13 protein-coding genes are annotated in these 20643 nt (G+C 58.4%); all 13 read left to right on the plus strand.

Annotation, left to right across the window (positions count from 1 at the left end; translation table 11 throughout):
• Positions 1-185: 185 nt before the first annotated feature.
• On the plus strand, positions 186-1538 hold the full coding sequence (gene yegD / locus SFA31_RS16865; RefSeq protein WP_322839019.1) for a molecular chaperone: 1353 nt from the start codon (positions 186-188) through the stop codon (positions 1536-1538).
• A gap of 319 nt (positions 1539-1857) precedes the next feature.
• Positions 1858-3090: an MdtA/MuxA family multidrug efflux RND transporter periplasmic adaptor subunit gene (locus SFA31_RS16870; protein WP_322839020.1), complete on the plus strand. Its 1233-nt coding sequence runs from the start codon at positions 1858-1860 to the stop codon at positions 3088-3090.
• The gene (locus SFA31_RS16875; RefSeq protein ID WP_322839021.1) at positions 3090-6212 is read left to right on the plus strand and encodes an MdtB/MuxB family multidrug efflux RND transporter permease subunit; all 3123 of its coding nucleotides are present in this window, start codon (positions 3090-3092) and stop codon (positions 6210-6212) included. The genes SFA31_RS16870 and SFA31_RS16875 overlap by 1 nt, the downstream gene beginning before the upstream one ends.
• Positions 6213-9305, plus strand: a complete 3093-nt coding sequence (gene mdtC, locus SFA31_RS16880) for a multidrug efflux RND transporter permease subunit MdtC (protein ID WP_322839022.1) — start codon at positions 6213-6215, stop codon at positions 9303-9305.
• Between the two features lie 5 nt (positions 9306-9310).
• Positions 9311-10732 (plus strand): multidrug transporter subunit MdtD, encoded by a 1422-nt coding sequence (gene mdtD / locus SFA31_RS16885; RefSeq protein ID WP_322839023.1) that lies wholly within the window; start codon positions 9311-9313, stop codon positions 10730-10732.
• A gap of 60 nt (positions 10733-10792) precedes the next feature.
• A complete protein-coding gene (baeS, locus tag SFA31_RS16890) occupies positions 10793-12187 on the plus strand; it encodes a two-component system sensor histidine kinase BaeS (RefSeq protein ID WP_322839024.1) in 1395 nt (464 codons plus the stop codon).
• Positions 12184-12918, plus strand: a complete 735-nt coding sequence (baeR, locus tag SFA31_RS16895) for a two-component system response regulator BaeR (protein ID WP_322839025.1) — start codon at positions 12184-12186, stop codon at positions 12916-12918. The genes baeS and baeR overlap by 4 nt, the downstream gene beginning before the upstream one ends.
• A 377-nt stretch (positions 12919-13295) precedes the next feature.
• Positions 13296-13583, plus strand: coding sequence for a hypothetical protein (locus SFA31_RS16900; RefSeq protein ID WP_322839026.1), 288 nt, complete (start codon positions 13296-13298; stop codon positions 13581-13583).
• Positions 13584-13836: 253 nt separating this feature from the next.
• Positions 13837-14112, plus strand: coding sequence for a hypothetical protein (locus SFA31_RS16905; protein ID WP_322839027.1), 276 nt, complete (start codon positions 13837-13839; stop codon positions 14110-14112).
• An 11-nt stretch (positions 14113-14123) separates the two neighbouring features.
• Entirely contained in the window at positions 14124-15491 is a 1368-nt protein-coding gene (locus SFA31_RS16910) for a TcdA/TcdB catalytic glycosyltransferase domain-containing protein (protein WP_322839028.1), read from the plus strand.
• Positions 15492-15514: 23 nt separating this feature from the next.
• Complete coding sequence (locus SFA31_RS16915; RefSeq protein ID WP_322839029.1) at positions 15515-16795, plus strand: HlyD family secretion protein; 1281 nt, start codon at positions 15515-15517, stop codon at positions 16793-16795.
• Complete coding sequence (locus SFA31_RS16920) at positions 16788-18905, plus strand: peptidase domain-containing ABC transporter (protein ID WP_322839030.1); 2118 nt, start codon at positions 16788-16790, stop codon at positions 18903-18905. The genes SFA31_RS16915 and SFA31_RS16920 overlap by 8 nt, the downstream gene beginning before the upstream one ends.
• A gap of 139 nt (positions 18906-19044) precedes the next feature.
• Positions 19045-20406, plus strand: a complete 1362-nt coding sequence (yegQ, locus tag SFA31_RS16925) for a tRNA 5-hydroxyuridine modification protein YegQ (RefSeq protein WP_322839031.1) — start codon at positions 19045-19047, stop codon at positions 20404-20406.
• The last annotated feature ends 237 nt before the right edge of the window (positions 20407-20643 follow it).

Here is a 20643-nt window from a genome sequence, read left to right on the forward strand (position 1 = left end):
CACTTATTGTCGCCAGAGCCATTGCATCATGATAGGCGTCTGCGCACATTGACGCCTTGCTTTTTCATTCACACTTTCATTTGCGCTTTTATTCGCGCTGGCACCTGCCAGCGCAATTCCCGTTTGCCGCCGCCGCCGCATTTGGTTAAAGTCGCCCCCCTTCTTACATCCGGCAGGAATTCATCATGTTTGTAGGTTTTGACTACGGCACCGCCAACTGCTCGCTGGCGGTCATGGAGAACGACGCGCCGCGCCTGCTGCACATTGAGGCAGGCAGCACGCTGCTGCCGTCGATGCTGTGCGCGCCAACGCGCGAAGGCGTCAGCGAATGGCTGTGGCGCCATCATCAAATTCAGCCCGGCGATGATGAGGGGCAGCGTCTGCTTAAGCGCGCAATTGCCTGTAATCGCGACGAAGATGTGCCGGTGAGCGCTGAAAGCGTTCATTTCGGGCTCGCCGCGCTGGAGCGTTACATCGCCGACCCTGATGAAACCTGGTTTGTGAAGTCGCCGAAATCGTTTCTCGGCGCCAGCGGGCTGCGCCCGCCGCAAATCGCGTTTTTTGAAGATTTGGTGTGCGCCATGATGCTACACATTCGCCAGCAGGGTGAAATGCGGCTCGGTGCCGCGATAGATAACGCGGTTATCGGTCAGCCGATTAACTTTCAGGGGCTGGGCGGCGAAGCGGCAAACCGGCAGGCGCGGGGCATTCTCGAACGCGCCGCGCGCCGCGCCGGGTTTAAACAAACCGTATTTCAATACGAACCCATCGCCGCCGGGCTGGAGTTTGAAGCCACCTTAACGCGCGAACAGCGCGTGCTGGTCGTTGATATCGGCGGCGGAACTACCGACTGTTCATTATTGCTAATGGGGCCGATATGGCGCGCTCAGCGCGACCGCGACGCCAGCCTGCTCGGCCATAGCGGATGCCGCGTTGGCGGTAACGATCTGGATATCGCGCTGGCTTTTAAAACGCTCTGCCCGCTGCTCGGGTTAAATGGCGACACGCAAAAAGGTATTGCGCTGCCCACCCAGCCCTGGTGGAACGCCGTAGCCATCAATGATGTCCCGGCCCAGAGCGAGTTTTACAGCGCAGGCTGCGGTCGTTTACTCGACCAATTGATACGCGACGCCCGGCACCCTGACCAGGTACGACATCTGCAGAAAGTCTGGCGCCAGCGCCTTAGCTATCGGTTAGTACGCTGCGCGGAAGAGGCAAAAATCGCGCTGTCAGAAAATCACAGCGTTCAGGCACGCCTCGCGTTTATCGCCGAAACGCTGGGAACAGATATTACCCAGCCGGAATTGAGCGCCGCCCTCACCCAGCCGCTAACGCGAATTCTGGAACAGGTTTCGCTGGCGCTGGCGAACAGTGGCGAGACGCCCGAGGTTATTTACCTAACCGGCGGCAGCGCGCGATCGCCCCTTATCCGCGAAGCGCTTGCGGCACTGCTGCCGAACACGCCCGTCACCGGCGGCGATGATTTTGGCTCCGTCACCGCCGGGCTGGCGCGCTGGGCGCAGGTACTCTTCCGCTAATCTGAAAAACCGGGCGCCGTCTGCAGCGCCCGACCTGACGGCATATCAACCGCGCCAATGCGCGCGGCCAATACTAAACGCGCTCCGCTAGCCGGAATTTTGAGGCACGGACAGAACAAACGCCCTGGCTTTGGGACAGTTCTTTAACGGTATTCCACAATTCCTCCATTATTTTGCCCCGTTATCTCAGTACACTGCCATGCGCAGCGCAGGCTACGCCGTTAACCTCCGGCGATAGCGCGTGCAGTCTGCGAATCCACGACAGGTGTAGTAGAATTAGGCCTAATCGTTTCAGGAAAATTAAAGAAGACGTCTATTGATGAAAGGCTCCTTACGCTCCCGCAGGCTCTGGCTGGGCGGTTTAATTATTGCGGCGCTGGCCGCCTTCTGGCTCTGGCGCCATGACGCCTCCGGCGGTGCTGCGGCGCCTGGCGGTAATAAAGCGCCCCACGCGCGCGCGGGTAAAGGGGGCCGGGGCGCAGCGCCGCCGGTTCAGGCAGCAACGGCCACTAATGAAGCAGTACCGCGTTTCCTGACCGGGCTCGGCACCGTCACCGCCGCAAATACGGTAACGGTGCGCAGCCGGGTTAGCGGCCAGCTGTTAGCCATCCATTTTCAGGAGGGCCAGCAGGTGAAAGCCGGCGCGCTGCTGGCAGAAATCGATCCCAGCCAGTTTAAGGTGGCGCTGGCGCAGGCTCAGGGCCAGCTTGCCCGGGATCGGGCGACCCTCGCCAATGCCAGCCGCGATTTAGGTCGCTATCAGCAACTGGCGAAAACGCAGCTAGTATCGCAACAGGAGCTGGACGCCCAGCGGGCGAAAGTCAACGAAACCTCCGGATTAATAAAAGCCGACGAAGCCGCCGTCGCCAGCGCGCAGCTTCAGCTCGACTGGAGCCGGATCGCCGCGCCCATCGACGGGCGCGTGGGGCTGCGCCGCGTAGATATCGGCAATCAAATTTCCAGCGCGGATAGCGACGGCATTGTGGTGCTCACGCAAACGCACCCTATCGATGTGCTCTTTACCCTGCCGGAAAACAACATCGCCGATATTATCGCGGCGCAAAAGCGCGGCGCGGCCCTGAGCGTCGAAGCCTGGGATCGTACTAATACCCGTAAACTCAGCGACGGCACGCTGTTAAGCCTGGATAACCAGATAGACGCCAGCACCGGCACCATCAAACTTAAAGCCCGCTTTACCAACGCCGATGACGCGCTGTTCCCTAATCAGTTTGTCAACGCGCGAATGCTGGTCTCCACGGAGCAAAATGCGGTAGTGATCCCCGCCGCCGCGCTGCAGATGGGCAATGAAGGGCATTTTGTCTGGGTGCTGGGTGACGGCAATCGGGTGAGCAAGCACGCGGTGACCACCGGGCTGCAAAACAGTGAAAAAGTAACCATTACCGGGGGGATTTCCGCCGGCGACCGCGTGGTAACTGACGGTATCGACCGCCTCACCGAAGGCACTGTAGTGACCGTCGTCAGCGCGGCGGATAAAACTGAAATTACGCCACCGCGCGCGGCTGCGCCCGGCGCGCAGGGAGCGCACTCCTGATGCAGGTGTTACCTCCCAGCGCTACCGGCGGTCCGTCGCGGCTGTTTATCCTGCGGCCCGTTGCGACAACGCTGCTAATGGTGGCTATTTTAATAGCCGGCATCGTCGGCTACCGCTTCCTGCCCGTTTCCGCGTTGCCAGAGGTGGATTATCCCACCATTCAGGTGGTCACACTCTACCCCGGCGCCAGCCCGGACGTCATGACCTCGGCGGTTACCGCGCCGCTGGAGCGCCAGTTCGGGCAGATGTCCGGCTTAAAGCAGATGTCTTCTCAGAGTTCGGGCGGCGCTTCCGTCGTCACACTCCAGTTTCAGTTAACGCTATCGCTCGATGTTGCAGAACAGGAAGTGCAGGCCGCAATTAATGCCGCCACCAATCTGCTGCCAAACGATCTGCCTAACCCGCCGGTTTACAATAAAGTCAATCCGGCGGACCCGCCTATCATGACGCTCGCGGTTACCTCCACCGCCCTGCCGATGACCCAGGTGCAGGATATGGTCGAAACCCGCGTGGCGCAGAAAATTTCTCAGGTCGGCGGGGTCGGGCTGGTTACACTTTCCGGCGGCCAGCGATCCGCGGTGAGGGTAAAACTTAACGCTCAGGCGCTGGCCGCGCTGGGGCTCACCGGCGAAACGGTGCGCAGCGCTATCGGTAGTGCTAACGTCAACTCTGCCAAAGGTAATCTTGACGGCCCAACGCGCGCCATTACGCTTTCCGCTAACGATCAAATGAAATCTGCGCAGGAGTATCGGCAGCTTATTATCGCGTGGCGCGATAGCGCTCCGGTGCGGCTCGGCGACGTGGCTACGGTAGAACAGGGGGCAGAAAACGCCTGGCTCGGCGCCTGGGCCAATAAACAGCAGGCGATTGTGATGAATATTCAGCGCCAGCCGGGCGCCAATATCATTGAAACCGCCGGCCAAATTCGCCAGCTTTTACCGACGCTGAAAAAGAGCCTGCCGAAATCGGTCAACGTAACGCTTATCGCCGATCGCACCGCAAATATTCAGGCTTCCGTCAGCGACACTCAGTTTGAACTGGTGCTCGCGATAGCGCTGGTGGTAATGATTATCTGGCTCTTCCTGCGCAATATTCCGGCCACGATTATTCCCGCCGTGGCGGTGCCGCTGTCGCTGATCGGTACCTTTGCCGCTATGGTATTCCTCGGTTTTTCCATCAATAACCTGACGCTCATGGCGCTCACCATCGCCACCGGTTTTGTGGTGGACGATGCGATTGTGGTGATTGAGAACATTTCCCGCTATATCGAAAAAGGTGAAAAACCGTTAGCGGCCGCGCTAAAAGGCGCCGGTGAAATCGGCTTTACTATTATCTCCCTCACCTTCTCCCTGATTGCGGTTCTGATCCCGCTGCTGTTTATGGGGGATATTGTCGGGCGCCTGTTTCGCGAATTCGCCATCACGCTGGCGGTGGCTATCCTGATTTCCGCCGCCATTTCATTGACCCTGACGCCAATGATGTGCGCCCGCATGCTCAGTCATGCCTCCCTGACCAAACAGGGGCGCTTTTCAGCGGCGGCGGAGCGCCAGTTCGATCGGGTAATTGCCGCCTATGGCCGGTTACTGAAGCGCGTACTTAATCACCCCTGGCTTACACTCGGCGTCGCGCTCAGCGCGCTGGCGCTGACCGTAGCGCTGTGGATGCTGATCCCGAAAGGGTTTTTCCCGGTGCAGGATAACGGCATTATTCAAGGCACGCTGCAGGCGCCGCAGTCGGCCTCGTGGGCCAGCATGGCGGAACGCCAGCGCCAGGTCGCCGACCTGATACGTAAAGACCCGGCGGTAGCAAGCGTGGTGACGTTTATCGGCGTCGACGGCACCAACCCGGCGTTAAATAGCGGGCGCCTGCAGATCAACTTAAAGCCATTAGATGAGCGCGACGATCGCATCAGCGCGGTCATAACGCGTTTACAGACGCAGGCGGCCGGGCTGCCCGGCATTGCGCTCTATCTGCAGCCAGTGCAGGATTTGACCATCGACACTCAGGCGAGCCGCACCCAGTACCAGTTCTCTTTGCAGGCCACCTCGCTCGATGAACTTAGCCTGTGGGTGCCAAAACTCATGGACAAACTCAGCACGCTGCCGCAGTTAGCCGACGTTAGCAGCGACTGGCAGGATAAAGGGCTGGTCGCCTGGGTCAATGTCGATCGCGACACCGCCAGCCGCCTCGGTATCACCATGGCCGATGTGGATAACGCGCTGTATAACGCCTTCGGCCAGCGGCTGATATCCACGATTTATACCCAGGCGAATCAGTACCGCGTAGTGCTGGAACAGGATACCCGCGCCACGCCGGGCTTGAGCGCACTGGATAACATCCGGCTTACCGGCAGCGACGGCGCCAGCGTGCCGCTAAACGCTATTGCAAAAATCGAGCAGCGCTTTGGGCCACTGACCGTTAACCATCTGGATCAGTTCCCCTCAACCACGATTTCATTTAACGTTCCGGCGCACTATGCGCTGGGCGATGCGGTGCAGGCCATTAACAACGCCGAGCGGGAACTCGCTTTTCCGCAGGACATCACGACGTCGTTTCAGGGCAGCACCCTCGCCTTCCAGAGCGCGCTTTCCAGCACGGTGTGGCTGATTATCGCGGCGGTAGTCGCCATGTATATCGTGCTGGGGGTGTTATATGAAAGCTTTATCCACCCGATAACGATTCTCTCGACGCTGCCAACCGCTGGCGTCGGCGCGCTGCTGGCCCTGTGGCTGTCGGGTCACGACCTGGATGTGATAGCGATTATCGGCATCATTTTGCTTATCGGGATCGTGAAAAAGAACGCCATCATGATGATCGACTTCGCGCTAGCGGCGGAGCGCGAGCGGGGAATGGCGCCGTATGACGCTATTTATCAGGCCTGTTTACTGCGCTTTCGTCCGATACTAATGACGACGCTTGCCGCGCTGCTGGGCGCGCTGCCGTTAATGCTCAGTACCGGCGTCGGCGCAGAACTGCGCCGCCCGCTGGGAATCGGTATGGTGGGCGGCCTGCTGGTCAGCCAGGTACTGACGCTGTTTACCACCCCGGTTATCTATTTATTATTCGATACGCTGGCACAGCGTCTGCGCAGCCGTTTTCCGACGCGCGACCGGGAGGCGTAAGTGAAATTTTTCGCGCTGTTTATTCATCGCCCGGTAGCCACTATTTTGCTGAGCGTGGCCATTACGCTGTGCGGCGTGCTCGGCTTTCGTTTGCTGCCGGTAGCCCCGCTGCCGCAGGTGGATTTTCCGGTGATAATGGTCAGCGCCTCAATGCCGGGCGCGTCGCCGGAAACCATGGCCTCTTCGGTGGCCACGCCGCTGGAGCGTGCGCTGGGGCGCATTGCGGGCGTTAATGAAATGACGTCGACCAGCTCGCTTGGCAAGACGCGGATTATTTTACAATTTGATTTCGACAGGGATATTAACGGCGCGGCGCGCGATGTACAGGCGGCAATCAACGCGGCGCAAAGTTTGCTCCCCGGCGGAATGCCTAATCGCCCGACCTATCGGAAAGCTAACCCGGCGGATATGCCGATTATGATCCTGACGCTGACCTCGGATACCTGGAGTCAGGGCAAGCTCTATGATTTTGCCTCTACGCAACTGGCGCAGACGCTTTCCCAACTGGACGGCGTCGGCGATGTAGACGTCGGCGGCAGTTCGCTGCCCGCCGTGCGCGTCACCCTTAATCCTCAGGCGCTGTTTAATCAGGGCGTATCGCTGGACGATGTGCGTAAAGCCATCAGCAGTGCAAACGTGCGTCGCCCCCAGGGCGCTATAGAAGATGACCAGCAGCGCTGGCAGTTACAAACCAACGATGAATTAAAGCAGGCCGAAGATTATGCACCGCTGGTGGTGCATTACCGCAGCGGCGCGGCGGTGCGCCTGCGCGATGTCGCCAGCGTCACGGACTCGGTTCAGGATAAGCGCAATGCGGGCATGACCAACGCGAAGCCGGCGATTTTGCTGATGATCCGCAAAACCCCGGAAGCCAATATTATTGATACGGTCGATCGGATACGCGACCGGCTACCGGCGCTGCGCGAAAGCATTCCCGCGGCCATCGATTTACAGGTCGCTCTGGATCGTTCACCGACGATTCGCGCTTCGCTGGCGGAAGTCGAACAAACGTTAATTATCGCGGTAGCGCTGGTGATCCTGGTGGTGTTTGCTTTTTTGCGCTCCGGGCGCGCCACATTAATCCCCGCCGTCGCGGTGCCGGTTTCATTAATCGGTACCTTTGCCGCCATGTACCTGTGCGGATTCAGCTTAAATAATCTGTCGCTGATGGCGCTCACCATCGCCACCGGATTTGTGGTGGACGACGCCATTGTGGTGCTGGAGAACATTTCACGGCATATAGAAAACGGCGTGCGGCCGCTGCAGGCCGCGCTGCAGGGCGTGCGCGAAGTGGGTTTTACCGTGCTTTCCATGAGCCTGTCGCTGGTCGCCGTTTTTCTGCCACTGCTGTTAATGGGCGGCCTGCCGGGCAAGCTATTCCGTGAGTTCGCCGTCACGCTGTCGGTCTCCATCGCCATCTCGCTGGCCGTCTCTCTGACGCTGACGCCAATGATGTGCGGCTGGCTGCTGCGGGCAAAGCCCGCCAGCGCGTCCCGCCCTGGCGTGATAGCCCGGATACTGACGGGCCTCCAGCGCGCCTATGAGCGCACTTTGCGCTGGGCGCTCGATCACGCGCGCACCGTCGGCGTGGTATTACTGGCGACAATCGCCCTTAACGTCTGGCTGTATATTATCGTGCCGAAAACGTTCTTCCCGGAACAGGACACCGGGGCGCTGATGGGCGGGATTCAGGCCGACCAAAGCATCTCTTTCCAGGCGATGCGCGGCAAACTGCGGGATTTTATGAAAATCATCCGCGACGATCCGGCGGTGGATAACGTCACCGGGTTTACCGGCGGCTCGCGGGTAAACAGCGGCATGATGTTTATAACCCTGAAACCGCGCGCTGAACGCGGCGCAAGCGCCCAGCAAATTATCGATAGGCTGCGCAAAAAACTGGCCAGCGAACCGGGCGCACGCCTGTTTTTAATGGCAGTACAGGATATTCGCGTCGGTGGGCGGCAGTCTAACGCCAGCTATCAGTACAGCCTGCTGTCTGATGACCTAAACGCGCTGCGCGAATGGGAACCGCGCATCCGCAAAGCGCTGTCGGCGCTGCCGGAACTCGCCGACGTCAACTCAGATCAACAAGACAACGGCGCGGAAATGGCGCTTGAGTATAACCGCGAAGCAATGGCCCGGCTGGGGATCAGCGTCTCTGACGTCAACGGGCTATTAAATAATGCGTTTGGTCAGCGGCAGATATCCACCATTTACCAGCCGCTCAATCAATACAAGGTGGTGATAGAAGTTGACCCGCGCGACGCGCAGGATATCAGCGCGCTGGACAAAATGTACGTCATCAATAAGGAAGGAAAGACGATTCCGCTGTCGTGGTTTGCTTCATGGCGCCCGGCTAACGCCCCGCTGTCGGTAAGCCATGAAGGTCTTTCCGCCTCGTCAACGATTGCGTTTAACCTGCCGACCGGCGTATCGCTTTCACAGGCCAGCGAGGCCATTGATAAAGCAATGGTGGCGCTCGGCGTGCCGTCCAGCGTGCGCGGCAGTTATTCCGGAACCGCGCAAATGTTTAAAGATACGCAAAATTCCCAGTTGGTGCTGATCCTGGCAGCGCTGGCGACGGTGTATATCGTACTGGGCATTTTGTACGAAAGTTATATTCACCCGCTGACGATTTTATCCACGCTGCCCTCGGCCGGCGTCGGTGCGCTGCTGGCGCTGGAGCTATTTAATGCGCCGTTCAGTCTTATCGCGCTTATTGGCATCATGCTGCTCATTGGGATTGTGAAGAAAAACGCCATTATGATGGTTGACTTCGCGCTGGAAGCGCAGCGCCACGGTGGGCTGACCCCGAAGCAGGCGATATATCAGGCCTGCGTGCTGCGCTTTCGCCCTATCATGATGACCACGCTGGCGGCGATTCTTGGCGCGCTGCCGCTGGTGATTTCACAGGGTGACGGCTCGGAAATGCGCCAGCCGCTCGGTATCACTATCGTCGGTGGCCTGGTCATGAGTCAATTATTGACGCTCTATACCACGCCGGTGGTGTATCTGTTTTTTGATGGCCTGCGCCAGCGCTTTGTGCGCGCAAAAAACCGGCGCGCCTCAAACTCAACCACGGAGGCGTCGTAAAGACAATGATCGCACTTCACGGCAGCGTGCGCTGGCAGCTATGGATAGTCGCCTTTGGTTTTTTTATGCAGGCGCTGGATACCACTATTGTGAATACGGCGCTGCCATCCATGGCGCGCAGCCTGGGTGAAAGCCCGCTGCATATGCATATGGTTATTGTCTCCTACGTGCTGACCGTAGCGATAATGCTGCCTGCCAGCGGCTGGCTGGCGGACAGAGTCGGCGTGCGCAACGTCTTTTTTTGCGCCATCGTTATCTTTACCGCTGGCTCTTTACTGTGCGCACGCGCTGTGACTCTGGACGGGCTGATCGCCGCGCGCGTCGTTCAGGGGCTTGGCGGCGCCATGATGGTTCCTGTGGGCCGCCTGACGGTGATGAAAATTGTGCCGCGCAGCCAGTATATGGCCGCCATGACGTTTGTTACGCTGCCCGGTCAGATAGGCCCGCTGCTGGGGCCAGCGCTGGGCGGCTTACTGGTAGAATATGCATCCTGGCACTGGATATTTTTGATTAATCTGCCGGTGGGCATTCTCGGCGCCATCGCGACGCTGTGGCTAATGCCAAATTACACCCTGCAAACCCGTCGCTTCGACGCCGTAGGCTTTGTCTTACTGGCGGTCGGCATGGCGGCGCTAACGCTCGCGCTGGATGGCCACCGGGGCATGGGGTTATCCACAGCGCTTACCGCGCTGCTGGCCGTCATCGGCGCGCTGGCGCTGATTATTTACCTCTGGCACGCCCGGCGCAGCCCGCGCGCCCTGTTTAGCCTGACGCTGTTTAACACACGCACGTTCTCCCTCGGTCTTAGCAGCAGCCTGTGCGCGCGCATTGGCAGCGGCATGCTCCCGTTCATGACCCCGGTGTTCCTGCAAATCGGTTTAGGCTTTAGCCCATTTCACGCGGGGCTAATGATGATCCCGATGGTGCTGGGCAGTATGAGCATGAAGCGGATCGTGGTGCAGGTGGTTAACCGGTTTGGCTACCGCCGCGTCCTGGTGTTCGCCACGCTCGGGCTGGCGCTGAACTGTGTATTACTGATGGGCGTCGGCCTGATGGGCTGGTATCCGCTGCTGCCGGTAGTACTGTTCTGCCTCGGGATGGTTAATGCCATGCGGTTTTCCAGCATGAACACCCTGACGCTGAAAGATTTACCCGATCAACTGGCCAGCAGCGGTAATAGTCTGCTCTCGATGGTGATGCAGCTTTCGATGAGCCTTGGCGTCACTATCGCTGGCCTGATATTAGGGGTTTTCAGCGCACGGCACGTGACGGCAGATGGCGGTACCGCGCACAGCGTATTCTTTTTCACCTGGCTTGCTGTGGCGCTGATCGTTGCGCTCCCCGCGCTGCTATTCACCAGAGTTCCGGACGACAGCGGTAAAAATGCAGCGCTTGCCCGGAACAATCAACGCGATTCAGGCGCCTGAAGCGCCGATTCTGTTATGAAAGAACTGCGCCGCCGGTGCGGCGTCAGGGAGACCTGAAATATGAAGTGGTGGCGACCCGGCATTACGGGAAAACTGTTTATGGCTATTTTGGCTACCTGCATTTCAGTGCTGATCCTCATGCACATTGCGGTACGCATCAGTTTTGAACGCGGTTTTATCGGCTATATCAAGAGCGGCAACGAGCAGCGGCTGGCGCTATTAAGCGATACCTTGTCTGAGCAGTATGCGCAGCACGGCAACTGGCAATTCCTGCGCCATAATAATCGCTATATGTTCCAGTTACTGCGCGCCTTCGATCGCGAACCACAAACCAGTACGGCGATGCCGCCTCACGGCTGGCGCACTCAGTTTTGGGTTGCCGATCAACATTTTAATAAGCTGGTTGGCCCGCCTTCATCTATTCCCCGCGACGGCACGCGCAAAGCGATTACCGTCGCCGGCGCTACGGTAGGCTGGGTTATTGCCTCACCGGTTGAACGCCTGACGCGCAGCACCGATATTCACTTCGATAAACAGCAGCGCCGCAGTAGCTGGATAATCGTGATACTGGCTATTTTACTGGCGGCGGGAGCGACATTTCCGCTGGCGCGCGGCCTGCTGCGGCCGGTGAAACGCCTGGTTGAAGGCACTCATCGCCTGGCCGCCGGTGATTTTAGTACCCGGGTTACCCCAGTCGGGCGCGATGAACTGGGGCGTCTGGCACAGGATTTTAACCAGCTCGCCAGCACGCTGGAAAAGAACCAGCGCATGCGGCGCGCATTCATGGCCGATATCTCCCACGAGCTGCGCACGCCGCTCGCGGTGCTGCGCGGCGAACTGGAGGCGATTCAGGATGGAGTGCGGCGTTTTACGCCGGAATCCGTTACCTCGCTGCAGATGGAAGTCGCCACGCTGACCAAATTGGTTGACGATCTGCATCAACTGTCGCTTTCCGATGAAGGCGCGCTGGCTTATCAAAAGAAAACGTTAGATATTGTCGCGCTGCTGGAGGTGGCCGCCGGTGCGTTTAAAGCGCGCTTTCATGCTCGGGGGCTAGCGCTGCGTCTGACGCTGCCTCAGCATATTTCGCTGTTTGGCGACGCAGATCGCTTAATGCAGTTATTCAATAACTTACTGGAAAATAGTCTGCGTTATACCGACGCGGGCGGCGAGCTACACATCAGCGGCGAAGCGCGCGGGCATCGCCTGTATCTGCGTTTCGCCGACACTGCGCCCGGCGTGAGCGATGAACAACTGACCCAGCTTTTTGAACGCTTTTATCGCGCAGAGGGCTCGCGCAGCCGCGCCAGCGGCGGATCGGGGCTGGGTCTGGCCATTTGCCAGAATATTGTGCAGGCGCACGGTGGTACACTTCAGGCTACTCATTCGCCGGCGGGCGGCGTCAGTATCAATGTAACGCTGCCGCTGGAAACAGAACTGCAGAGGATGTTATGACGGAATTTCCTTTGGATGATAATGCGCCACGCGTGCTTGTGGTTGAAGATGAACCCAAACTCGGCCAGCTTTTGGTCGACTATTTGCGCGCGGGGGGCTATGCGCCGACCCACATCTCCAGCGGCGAGCCGGTGCTGGCGTACGTGCGCCAGACGCCGCCCGATCTAATTCTGTTAGATCTTATGCTACCGGGGGTAGACGGGCTAACGCTGTGTCGGGAAATCCGCCGTTTTTCAGAGATTCCGATTATTATGGTGACGGCAAAAATCGAAGAGATCGACCGGCTACTGGGGCTTGAAATAGGCGCTGATGACTATATTTGCAAGCCCTACAGCCCGCGCGAAGTCGTCGCGCGCGTGAAGGCGATTTTACGCCGCTGCCGCCCCTCTCAGCAGAGCGGCCTGCAGCAGGAAGAAGAGCCGCCGCTTATCATTAACGAAGACCGCTTTCAGGCAAGCTGGCGCGGCTGCGCGCTGGAGTTAACCCCCGCCGAGTTTCGGCTGCTAAAAACGCTGTCTTCCGCGCCGGGTAAAGTGTTTTCCCGGGAAGCCCTGCTCAATCATCTTTACGATGACTATCGGGTGGTCACCGATCGCACTATCGATAGCCATATTAAGAACTTACGCCGCAAGCTTGAGGAGCTGGAAGCCGACCAGGCGTTTATTCGCGCCGTGTATGGCGTTGGCTACCGCTGGGAGGCCGCGCCGGGGCGGATAATCCCGCCGCATTAATGCCTTTATAAATACATCTCTGCGTTCTATCCCTCCTAAAGCGGCGTCACGGACTTTTTTGCACGCTGTCGCCGCTGCTTCAGGCTATTCCCATCGCAGACATCCAGTAAAACGCCGCTTTTCAAGTAAATGGCGTTGATTACGCCGTTAATTTCAGCGTAAAAACAAACCCAATAACTCCAGAAAATATTCTTACAGCCTCCCTTTTAAATGCAAAATTACATTATTACTCTTTATTTTTATAACCATAATCACAATTTATTATTAATTATCAAAACCTCCTTATATTTCCTAAAAATTCCAGTAAACTCCCACAGTGACGTCATCAGCATGACGGCACTGGATGTTGTTATGGAAAACAAAAATAAGGAACAGAGATGAAAGAAATTGCCACGGAGTTGTACTCTACTATTGCCGGTGGTTTCGGCGATACCTGCGGCGCAGGTGGTTCGGGCAGTAATTGCGGTAGCAGCAGCGGCGGTTCGAGCGGCGGGAACGCCGGTAATCGCAGCGGCTCTTACACTAACTCAAATCGCGGTAGCGGCAGCGGAGCCTGGAACTTTGGCAAGCCGGGTGGCGGCATTAACTATAACGGCGGCGGCGGAAGCGACGGCGGCGGTCGTAACGGGCGTACCAACGGGATGAACTGCGGTACCCAGCGTTAATCGCCTCCGCAAGCTAGCTCGTGCTGCACAAACGATGGTTACCCCCCGTTGGTGTCTGGACAGCGCCTGGAAAACGAAGCGCACAAGCAGCGTGAACATTTCAGGCGCTGTCTATTATTGAAACGAAGAATGAATAGACCGACAGGCGAGGCGCTAATCTACTATCAGCGCTGAAGTGACAGCAGGATACCTCTGGCATTGAACCTTTGTCACAGCGTCAGTTTTTAGGATTACCACGGATGGGAGGGATTAAATGAACACCTATGTCTTTTATACCAAAGACGTTGCAACCCGGATTTACGATATAAAGACGTTAACCCGCGAGGAACAAGCGGTTCTGCAACGGGAAGGGTTCGTTAAATATCCGCTGACCATCCGCGCCGGGAGCGAAGAAGAAGCGCTGGAAAAAATGCGCACCACCGCGCGTGAAAACGCCTTATCTCTCTACCAGTTTGTGCAGGATAACGCGATTGTCACCATTATCGCTATCGCCTGCGCGCTGCTAAGCCTTTTGTTCATCCTGCGCTGAAGCCGCCGTCGATGCCGTCTCATCTTATTTTGCAGCGCCTTGGAAAGGCGATTGAGGCCGAATTCCGCGCTGCGCCGTACCGTAGCCAGCGCGCGCTGGCCCGGCGTTCTCGGGTGCGCGAGCTGGAAGCGCTGGCACAGCATAAACTGCAGGTTCCCGATATTCTGCATTTCATCTGGATAGGCGCGCCAGCGGCGCTGGACAGCCACTACCTGACTATCTGGAAAGCGGCCAACCCCGATAAAACGCTCTGGCTCTGGCACGATCCGCAGGTAAGTCAGTGTCAGCATTTTCAGGCCCGGCTAATGGCTTACGCGCGCAAAATATCGCCCCACGCCCCGCAGGCCACGCTGCGACAACTACAAAACGCCGCGTTTCGATTCATCTGGCCGCGCCTGGCGCACCCGGAACTCACATTTAACGCGCTGGCGGAGCGCTTTCTATACCAGATCGCGGCTGAGAAAACGACATTCCCCGCCGCACAGGGGCAGGCATCTCTACCCGCCGGCGTGGAACTTATGGAAATTACGCCGCTGTTTCACGGCGCACAGGCGCCGCTAAAACGCCTGTATTATTACGAGTTAATCCTGCGGGGTAATCTGGCCAGCGCCAGCGATATTGTGCGTTTGCTGGTTCTGAATCGCTACGGAGGGATTTATATCGACATCGATACCCTGCCCTGTCTGGATACGGTTTTCCCCCGCACCCATCGACTGCTGGAAACACTTAACCTGCGGCACGATGAAGCGATTGCGCTGGCGAAATCCGAGCGCGCGCTGGCGGCACTGTTGCAGGACGACGCAGCCGCCCAAAGCAGCGCCGAGCGCATAGACACGCATCCGTTTCTTTCACCCCGCATGCGCTGCCGCCTTAAGGCCTGCATGCACGCCGATACGCACACGCTGCATATCGGCAAAATCCCGGCGCTGGGGGCCGTGTTTAGCTGGCGCGACTGGGTAACGCAAAGTTCGACGCCCGCACTGGACGGTATCTATTACAGCAATGTGCTGGCCTGCTGCCCGCAGGCCAGGGTGCTACGTCTGACTCTGCGCACCCTGAACAAGCGCTATCGCTTTTTAGAGCGCCGGGACGCTATTTTTCATGTGCCGCACTCTGAGGGTATTACGCACTCGCTGGCGCGGCTGCTCGGCTGGCGCGAAGAAGGGCTGAAGGGCGATTATGGTATTACGCCTGCGCTGACCGGCCCCGGGCTACTTCTGGAGGTTCAACTGGCGGCGGCGCTCAGAGTACTGGGCATTGAAAAAACCGTCGCTCCGCATTTTCTCGCCGTATTTATGCAACATCCTCGCCTCGGCGCCGCGTTTGTGAAACATACGCTGGATACCCCGCTGGGGCTGCGCTCCGCCTGGCGGCGTTAATCGTCAAACAAAGCAGGAATCCAATGACGCTCTTTCGCCAGTCTCTCCTTCGGGAACAACAGCGCCAGTGGCGCGGTAAAGCGCTAATCCCACGCGGCTTTCCGGTTTGGGGCATTACACTATTGACGCTGGCGTTTTTAAGCGCAGTTGCCGCATTGCTGCATTTTGGTACCCTGCATCGCAAAGCGCTGGTCAGCGGCGAGCTGGTGGCGATACCGCCGCCGGTGCGGGTCACTTCTGCGTGGCAGGGCACGGTAGTGCGCACGCTGGTCGCACAGGGGCAGCGCGTCGAACTGGGGGCGCCTCTTTATCAGCTGGCGGTGCGGCGCACCACGCAGAGCGGCGATGCCGGAATGCGCCAGCGGCGCGCTTTGCAGCAGCAAATCGCAGCGCTTGAAGCCAGTATGAAAGAGATAGCACTCAGCCGGGACACCGCGCAAACGGCGCTTTCACAGCAAAAAGCCTTATACCGCCAGGCCAGTGAAAGCTCGCAGCAAACATTACGGGACGCCGAGCGCGGCCTTAACGAGATAGACCATACGCTGCAGCGCTATCGTCGCTACTGGAAGTCGGGTCTGATCGCCCAGGATCAGCTTACCGCACAGGCAACCCTGCACCATCAGCACCGTTTCAATCTGCTGGCTATTCGCGGCCAGCATGAACAGCACCGATTGCAGGTGATGGCAATGGATAATGCCCTGATTGCCCAGGCCGTAGAGTTTAATAATCAGATTCGTCAGCTATTTATCCAAAAGAATGCGCTGCTGAACCAGCTTGCCGAGCTTGACGCCAGCGAGTCGCCGACGGTGGTAGCCCCGCAGGCGGGGATAGTTGACGCGCTGAATGTCACGGATGGCCAGACGGTGCGGCGCGGCGAAGGAATGCTTAATATCATCCCCGGCGCGGCGCGGGATTACCGGCTCGTATTTTGGGCACCGGCTTACGCTGTCCCCTGGCTAACGCCCGGTGCGCGCGTCAGCGTGCGTTACGATGCGTTTCCCGCCGATAAATTCGGCCAATTTTCCGGCACTATTCATACTATCGCCGCCGCGCCCGCTACTTCGGAAGAGATGGCGAGCTGGCCCGCGGCGCAGGAAAAACTCAGCGATGCCACGCAGAGTTGGTTTCGCGTTGAGGTCACGCCGCACTTCCCGCAAACGCGTCCGGGTAATCAGGCGCTGACGCTGCGTCACGGCATCCGCGCCAGCGGCGTGCTATTTCTGGAAAAGCGCCGGCTCGTTGAGTGGCTGTTTGCGCCCGCGACGCGCATTCGCCACGATATGACAGGACCGGCCAATGACTGAGGGATCTCGCGCCCGACTGCGCCGCGCGCCCGGGCATTTTTCGCTGCGCCGCCGCGCGCCCGTTTTGCATCAAAGCGAAGCGGCGGAGTGCGGGCTGGCTTGCCTTGCGATGATTGCCGGGCATCACGGGAAGTGGGTCAATGTGCAGGCGCTGCGCCAGCGGTTCGGCGTTTCATCGCGCGGCAGCACCGTGGAAACCCTGAGCCAGACGGCCTCAGAGATGGGGTTTGGTATGCGCGCGCTGTCGCTGGAGATGCACGAACTGCCTCAGCTTACGCTGCCCTGTATTCTGCACTGGGATTTCAACCATTTTGTGGTGCTGGTTCAGGCCGGTCGCCGCCGGGCGATTATCCACGATCCCGCGAGCGGGCGGCGCACGCTGACGCTACAGGAACTGGGGGCACATTTTACCGGCGTCGCCTGCGAGCTATGGCCCGGCGTCAACTTTACCCGAACCCGGCACGTCGTGCGCCTGAAACTGCAGGATTTACTGCGCCAGATGCGCGGTTTTCGCGCGGCCTTTACGCGGCTTTTTTTACTGTCGCTGTTAGTCGAGTCCATCGCGCTATTGCTGCCGGTGGGCACCCAGGTCGTGATGGATACCGTTATTCCACAGCGCGACAGTAGCCTGTTGCACGTGATTTGCTTTGGGCTGCTGCTGCTAACGATACTGCAAAGCGCCGTGGCGCTCTGGCGTCACTGGACCATTGCCATGATTAATGCGCTGACGGATCTTCAGTGGAAGGACGGGCTTTTCCGCCACCTGCTCACGCTGCCCGCAGCCTGGTTCGAACGCCGTCGGCCCGGCGATATTCAGTCGCGCTATCACGCGCTGGACGCGCTGCGCCACAGCGTTATACATGATATTAGCGGTGCGCTAATTGCCGGCGTTACCGCGGCTGGCGCGCTGGGTTTGCTGATTATTTACGGCGGCGGGCTTACGGGCATCGCCGTTGGATTTACCCTCCTTTATATTGTCATGCGCCTGTTAACCTGGCCGATTTACCGCGAACTTTCTGAAGCGCAGCTCATTAACGCCGCACGCGCCGATTCATGGCTGATGGAAACACTGTTTGGCATCGCGACCATCCGCGCGCAGGGGCTTGGTCGCCAGCGGCAGTCGCAAATGATGGGTTTGAACGCCGATACGCTCCATGCCGGGCTGCGGCTGGATAAATTCGATATGCTTTTCAGCCTATTTAGTACCTTCGTCGGCGCCTGCGACGCGATTCTATTGCTCTGGCTTGGGGTGGGACAAGTGCTGGAAAACCAGATGACGATGGGTGCCTGGGTCGCGTTTAATACCCTGCGCGCGCTGTTCGCCGCCAGCGCGCTGGCGTTAACCGATGCGCTCTTGTCGCTGCGTATGCTTAGCCTGCACTGCGAGCGAGTCTCCGATATTGCCCTGTCACCCGGCGCGGCGGCCGGGCGGCCGCATATCCGCTGGCCGCAGGCGCAGGCGCTCGGGCTGCGCGTCAGCGGCATCACTTTCGCCTGGGATAAACACAGCGCGCCGCTATTTCGCGATTTTTCGCTCAGCGTCGCGCCGGGCGAAAGCGTAGCCATCGCCGGCCCCTCTGGCTGCGGGAAAAGTACGCTGATGAAGCTGCTGAGCGGGCAAATTGCCCCGGATACCGGGCAGATATTTATCGCTGAGCATGATATTTATCGCTGCGATCCCGGTGGATTACCGACGGTTATTGCCTGCATTTTGCAGGAAGACCGCCTGTTACACGGTTCGCTGCGTGACAACATCTGCGGTTTTCGCCGTCCCGTCGATGAAGAGTGGCTCACGGCCTGCGCCCGTTCGGCTAACGTGCATGATGAAATTATGCGTTTGCCCATGGGCTACGATACCCCGGTAGGCGCACTGGGTGACGGACTTTCCGGTGGCCAAAAACAGCGTATTTTTATCGCCAGAGCGCTGTATCGCCGCCCCGGTATTCTATTTATGGACGAGGCCACCAGCCATTTGGATGAAACGAATGAGCGCCTGATAAACCAGGCCATCGCCGGGCTGAATATCACGCGTATTATTATCGCCCATCGGCCCTCCACGCTCGCTTCCGCCCAGCGGGTTATTACGCTACCCGCGCCCGGCACCCTATAATGCGCCTGAGCGGCGACGCGGGTTTACTCCCGACGCGCCCGACGCTACAATTTGCGCCCTCATGCCGTCGTCGTCCACGCGGTAATATGCCGCTCCATCAGGTGGAGCGGTTCTGACCTGTCCTCAGAACGAGATACCTATGTCTAAACCAGAATTGCTTTCACCGGCGGGAACGCTGAAAAACATGCGTTACGCGTTTGCCTACGGTGCCGATGCGGTGTACGCAGGCCAGCCGCGCTATAGCCTGCGGGTGCGTAACAATGAGTTCAACCACGAAAACCTTGCGCTCGGCATCCAGGAAGCCCACGCTCAGGGCAAAAAATTCTACGTGGTTGTGAACATTGCCCCGCATAACGCCAAGCTAAAAACGTTTATTCGCGACCTGAAGCCGGTGGTGGATATGGCGCCGGATGCGTTAATCATGTCCGACCCTGGGTTAATCATGATGGTGCGCGAAGCCTTCCCGCAAATGGCTATCCATCTTTCCGTGCAGGCCAACGCAGTCAACTGGGCGACGGTAAAATTCTGGCAGCAGATGGGGCTTAGCCGCGTGATTCTGTCGCGCGAATTATCGCTGGAGGAAATTGCCGAGATCCGCGAGCAGGTGCCGGAAATGGAAATCGAAGTGTTTGTGCACGGCGCGCTGTGTATGGCCTATTCCGGTCGCTGCCTGCTTTCTGGCTATATTAATAAACGCGACCCCAATCAGGGCACCTGTACTAACGCCTGCCGCTGGGAATATAACGTGCAGGAAGGCAAAGAGGATGAGGTGGGCAATATCGTCCACGTGCATGAGCCCATCCCGGTACAGAATGTGGAACCGACGCTCGGCGTCGGCGTACCGACGGACAAAGTCTTTATGGTGGAAGAAGCCCAGCGCCCGGGAGAATATATGACGGCGTTTGAAGATGAACACGGCACTTACATCATGAACTCGAAAGATTTACGCGCGATCCAGCACGTGGAGCGCCTGACGCAGCTCGGCGTGCAGTCACTAAAAATCGAGGGCCGCACCAAATCTTTTTACTATTGCGCGCGCACCGCGCAGGTTTATCGTCAGGCCATCGACGATGCCGCCGCAGGCAAGCCTTTCGACCCGACGCTGCTCACCACGCTGGAGGCGCTGGCGCACCGCGGCTATACCGAAGGTTTCCTGCGCCGACATAATCACGAAAGTTACCAAAACTATGAGTATGGCTATTCCGTCTCTGACCGTCAGCAGTTTGTCGGTGAGTTCACCGGGGAGCGCCGGGGGGATCTCGCCGCCGTGGCGGTGAAAAATAAGTTCACGCTGGGCGATAGCCTGGAGATGATGACGCCGCAGGGTAACGTAGTATTTACGCTTGAACGTATGGAGAACGGAAAAGGCCAGCCGATTGAGGTCGCTCCGGGCAATGGTCATACCGTATGGTTGCCGGTGCCGGAAGCGGTTGAACTGGATTTTGCGCTACTGATGCGCAATCTTGCAGGTCAAACAACCCGTAATCCCCATGCAAAATAGCGGATTTTTTTGATTTTCCAGGGCGGTCATTTTTTCGAAAACGATCACAGACGCTCTCCCCCGCTGAGGTTATTATCGGCGGGTTAAAATGATAACGACATACCGTACCCGATATCACCTCTTAGCCTGTGTTATGCCCTTTCACAGGCTTATTTTTTACGGCTCCCTCTGCTGTATTTCTCATCCGCTCCGGCCTGCTTTGGATAGGCTCATCCCGATAATGCATTAACCGCCGGT

Origin of the sequence: Erwinia sp. HR93 (genome assembly GCF_034555055.1) — a bacterium.
GTDB lineage: Bacteria > Pseudomonadota > Gammaproteobacteria > Enterobacterales > Enterobacteriaceae > Apirhabdus > Apirhabdus apintestini.

Bases quoted from the DNA above. Each gene is read 5' to 3' on its own strand.
- yegD (WP_322839019.1), top strand. From the start codon at position 186: ATGTTTGTAGGTTTTGACTACGGCACCGCCAACTGCTCGCTGGCGGTC.
- SFA31_RS16870 (WP_322839020.1), top strand. From the start codon at position 1,858: ATGAAAGGCTCCTTACGCTCCCGCAGGCTCTGGCTGGGCGGTTTAATT.
- SFA31_RS16875 (WP_322839021.1), top strand. From the start codon at position 3,090: ATGCAGGTGTTACCTCCCAGCGCTACCGGCGGTCCGTCGCGGCTGTTT.
- mdtD (WP_322839023.1), top strand. From the start codon at position 9,311: ATGATCGCACTTCACGGCAGCGTGCGCTGGCAGCTATGGATAGTCGCC.
- baeS (WP_322839024.1), top strand. From the start codon at position 10,793: ATGAAGTGGTGGCGACCCGGCATTACGGGAAAACTGTTTATGGCTATT.
- baeR (WP_322839025.1), top strand. From the start codon at position 12,184: ATGACGGAATTTCCTTTGGATGATAATGCGCCACGCGTGCTTGTGGTT.
- SFA31_RS16900 (WP_322839026.1), top strand. From the start codon at position 13,296: ATGAAAGAAATTGCCACGGAGTTGTACTCTACTATTGCCGGTGGTTTC.
- SFA31_RS16905 (WP_322839027.1), top strand. From the start codon at position 13,837: ATGAACACCTATGTCTTTTATACCAAAGACGTTGCAACCCGGATTTAC.
- SFA31_RS16910 (WP_322839028.1), top strand. From the start codon at position 14,124: ATGCCGTCTCATCTTATTTTGCAGCGCCTTGGAAAGGCGATTGAGGCC.
- SFA31_RS16915 (WP_322839029.1), top strand. From the start codon at position 15,515: ATGACGCTCTTTCGCCAGTCTCTCCTTCGGGAACAACAGCGCCAGTGG.
- SFA31_RS16920 (WP_322839030.1), top strand. From the start codon at position 16,788: ATGACTGAGGGATCTCGCGCCCGACTGCGCCGCGCGCCCGGGCATTTT.
- yegQ (WP_322839031.1), top strand. From the start codon at position 19,045: ATGTCTAAACCAGAATTGCTTTCACCGGCGGGAACGCTGAAAAACATG.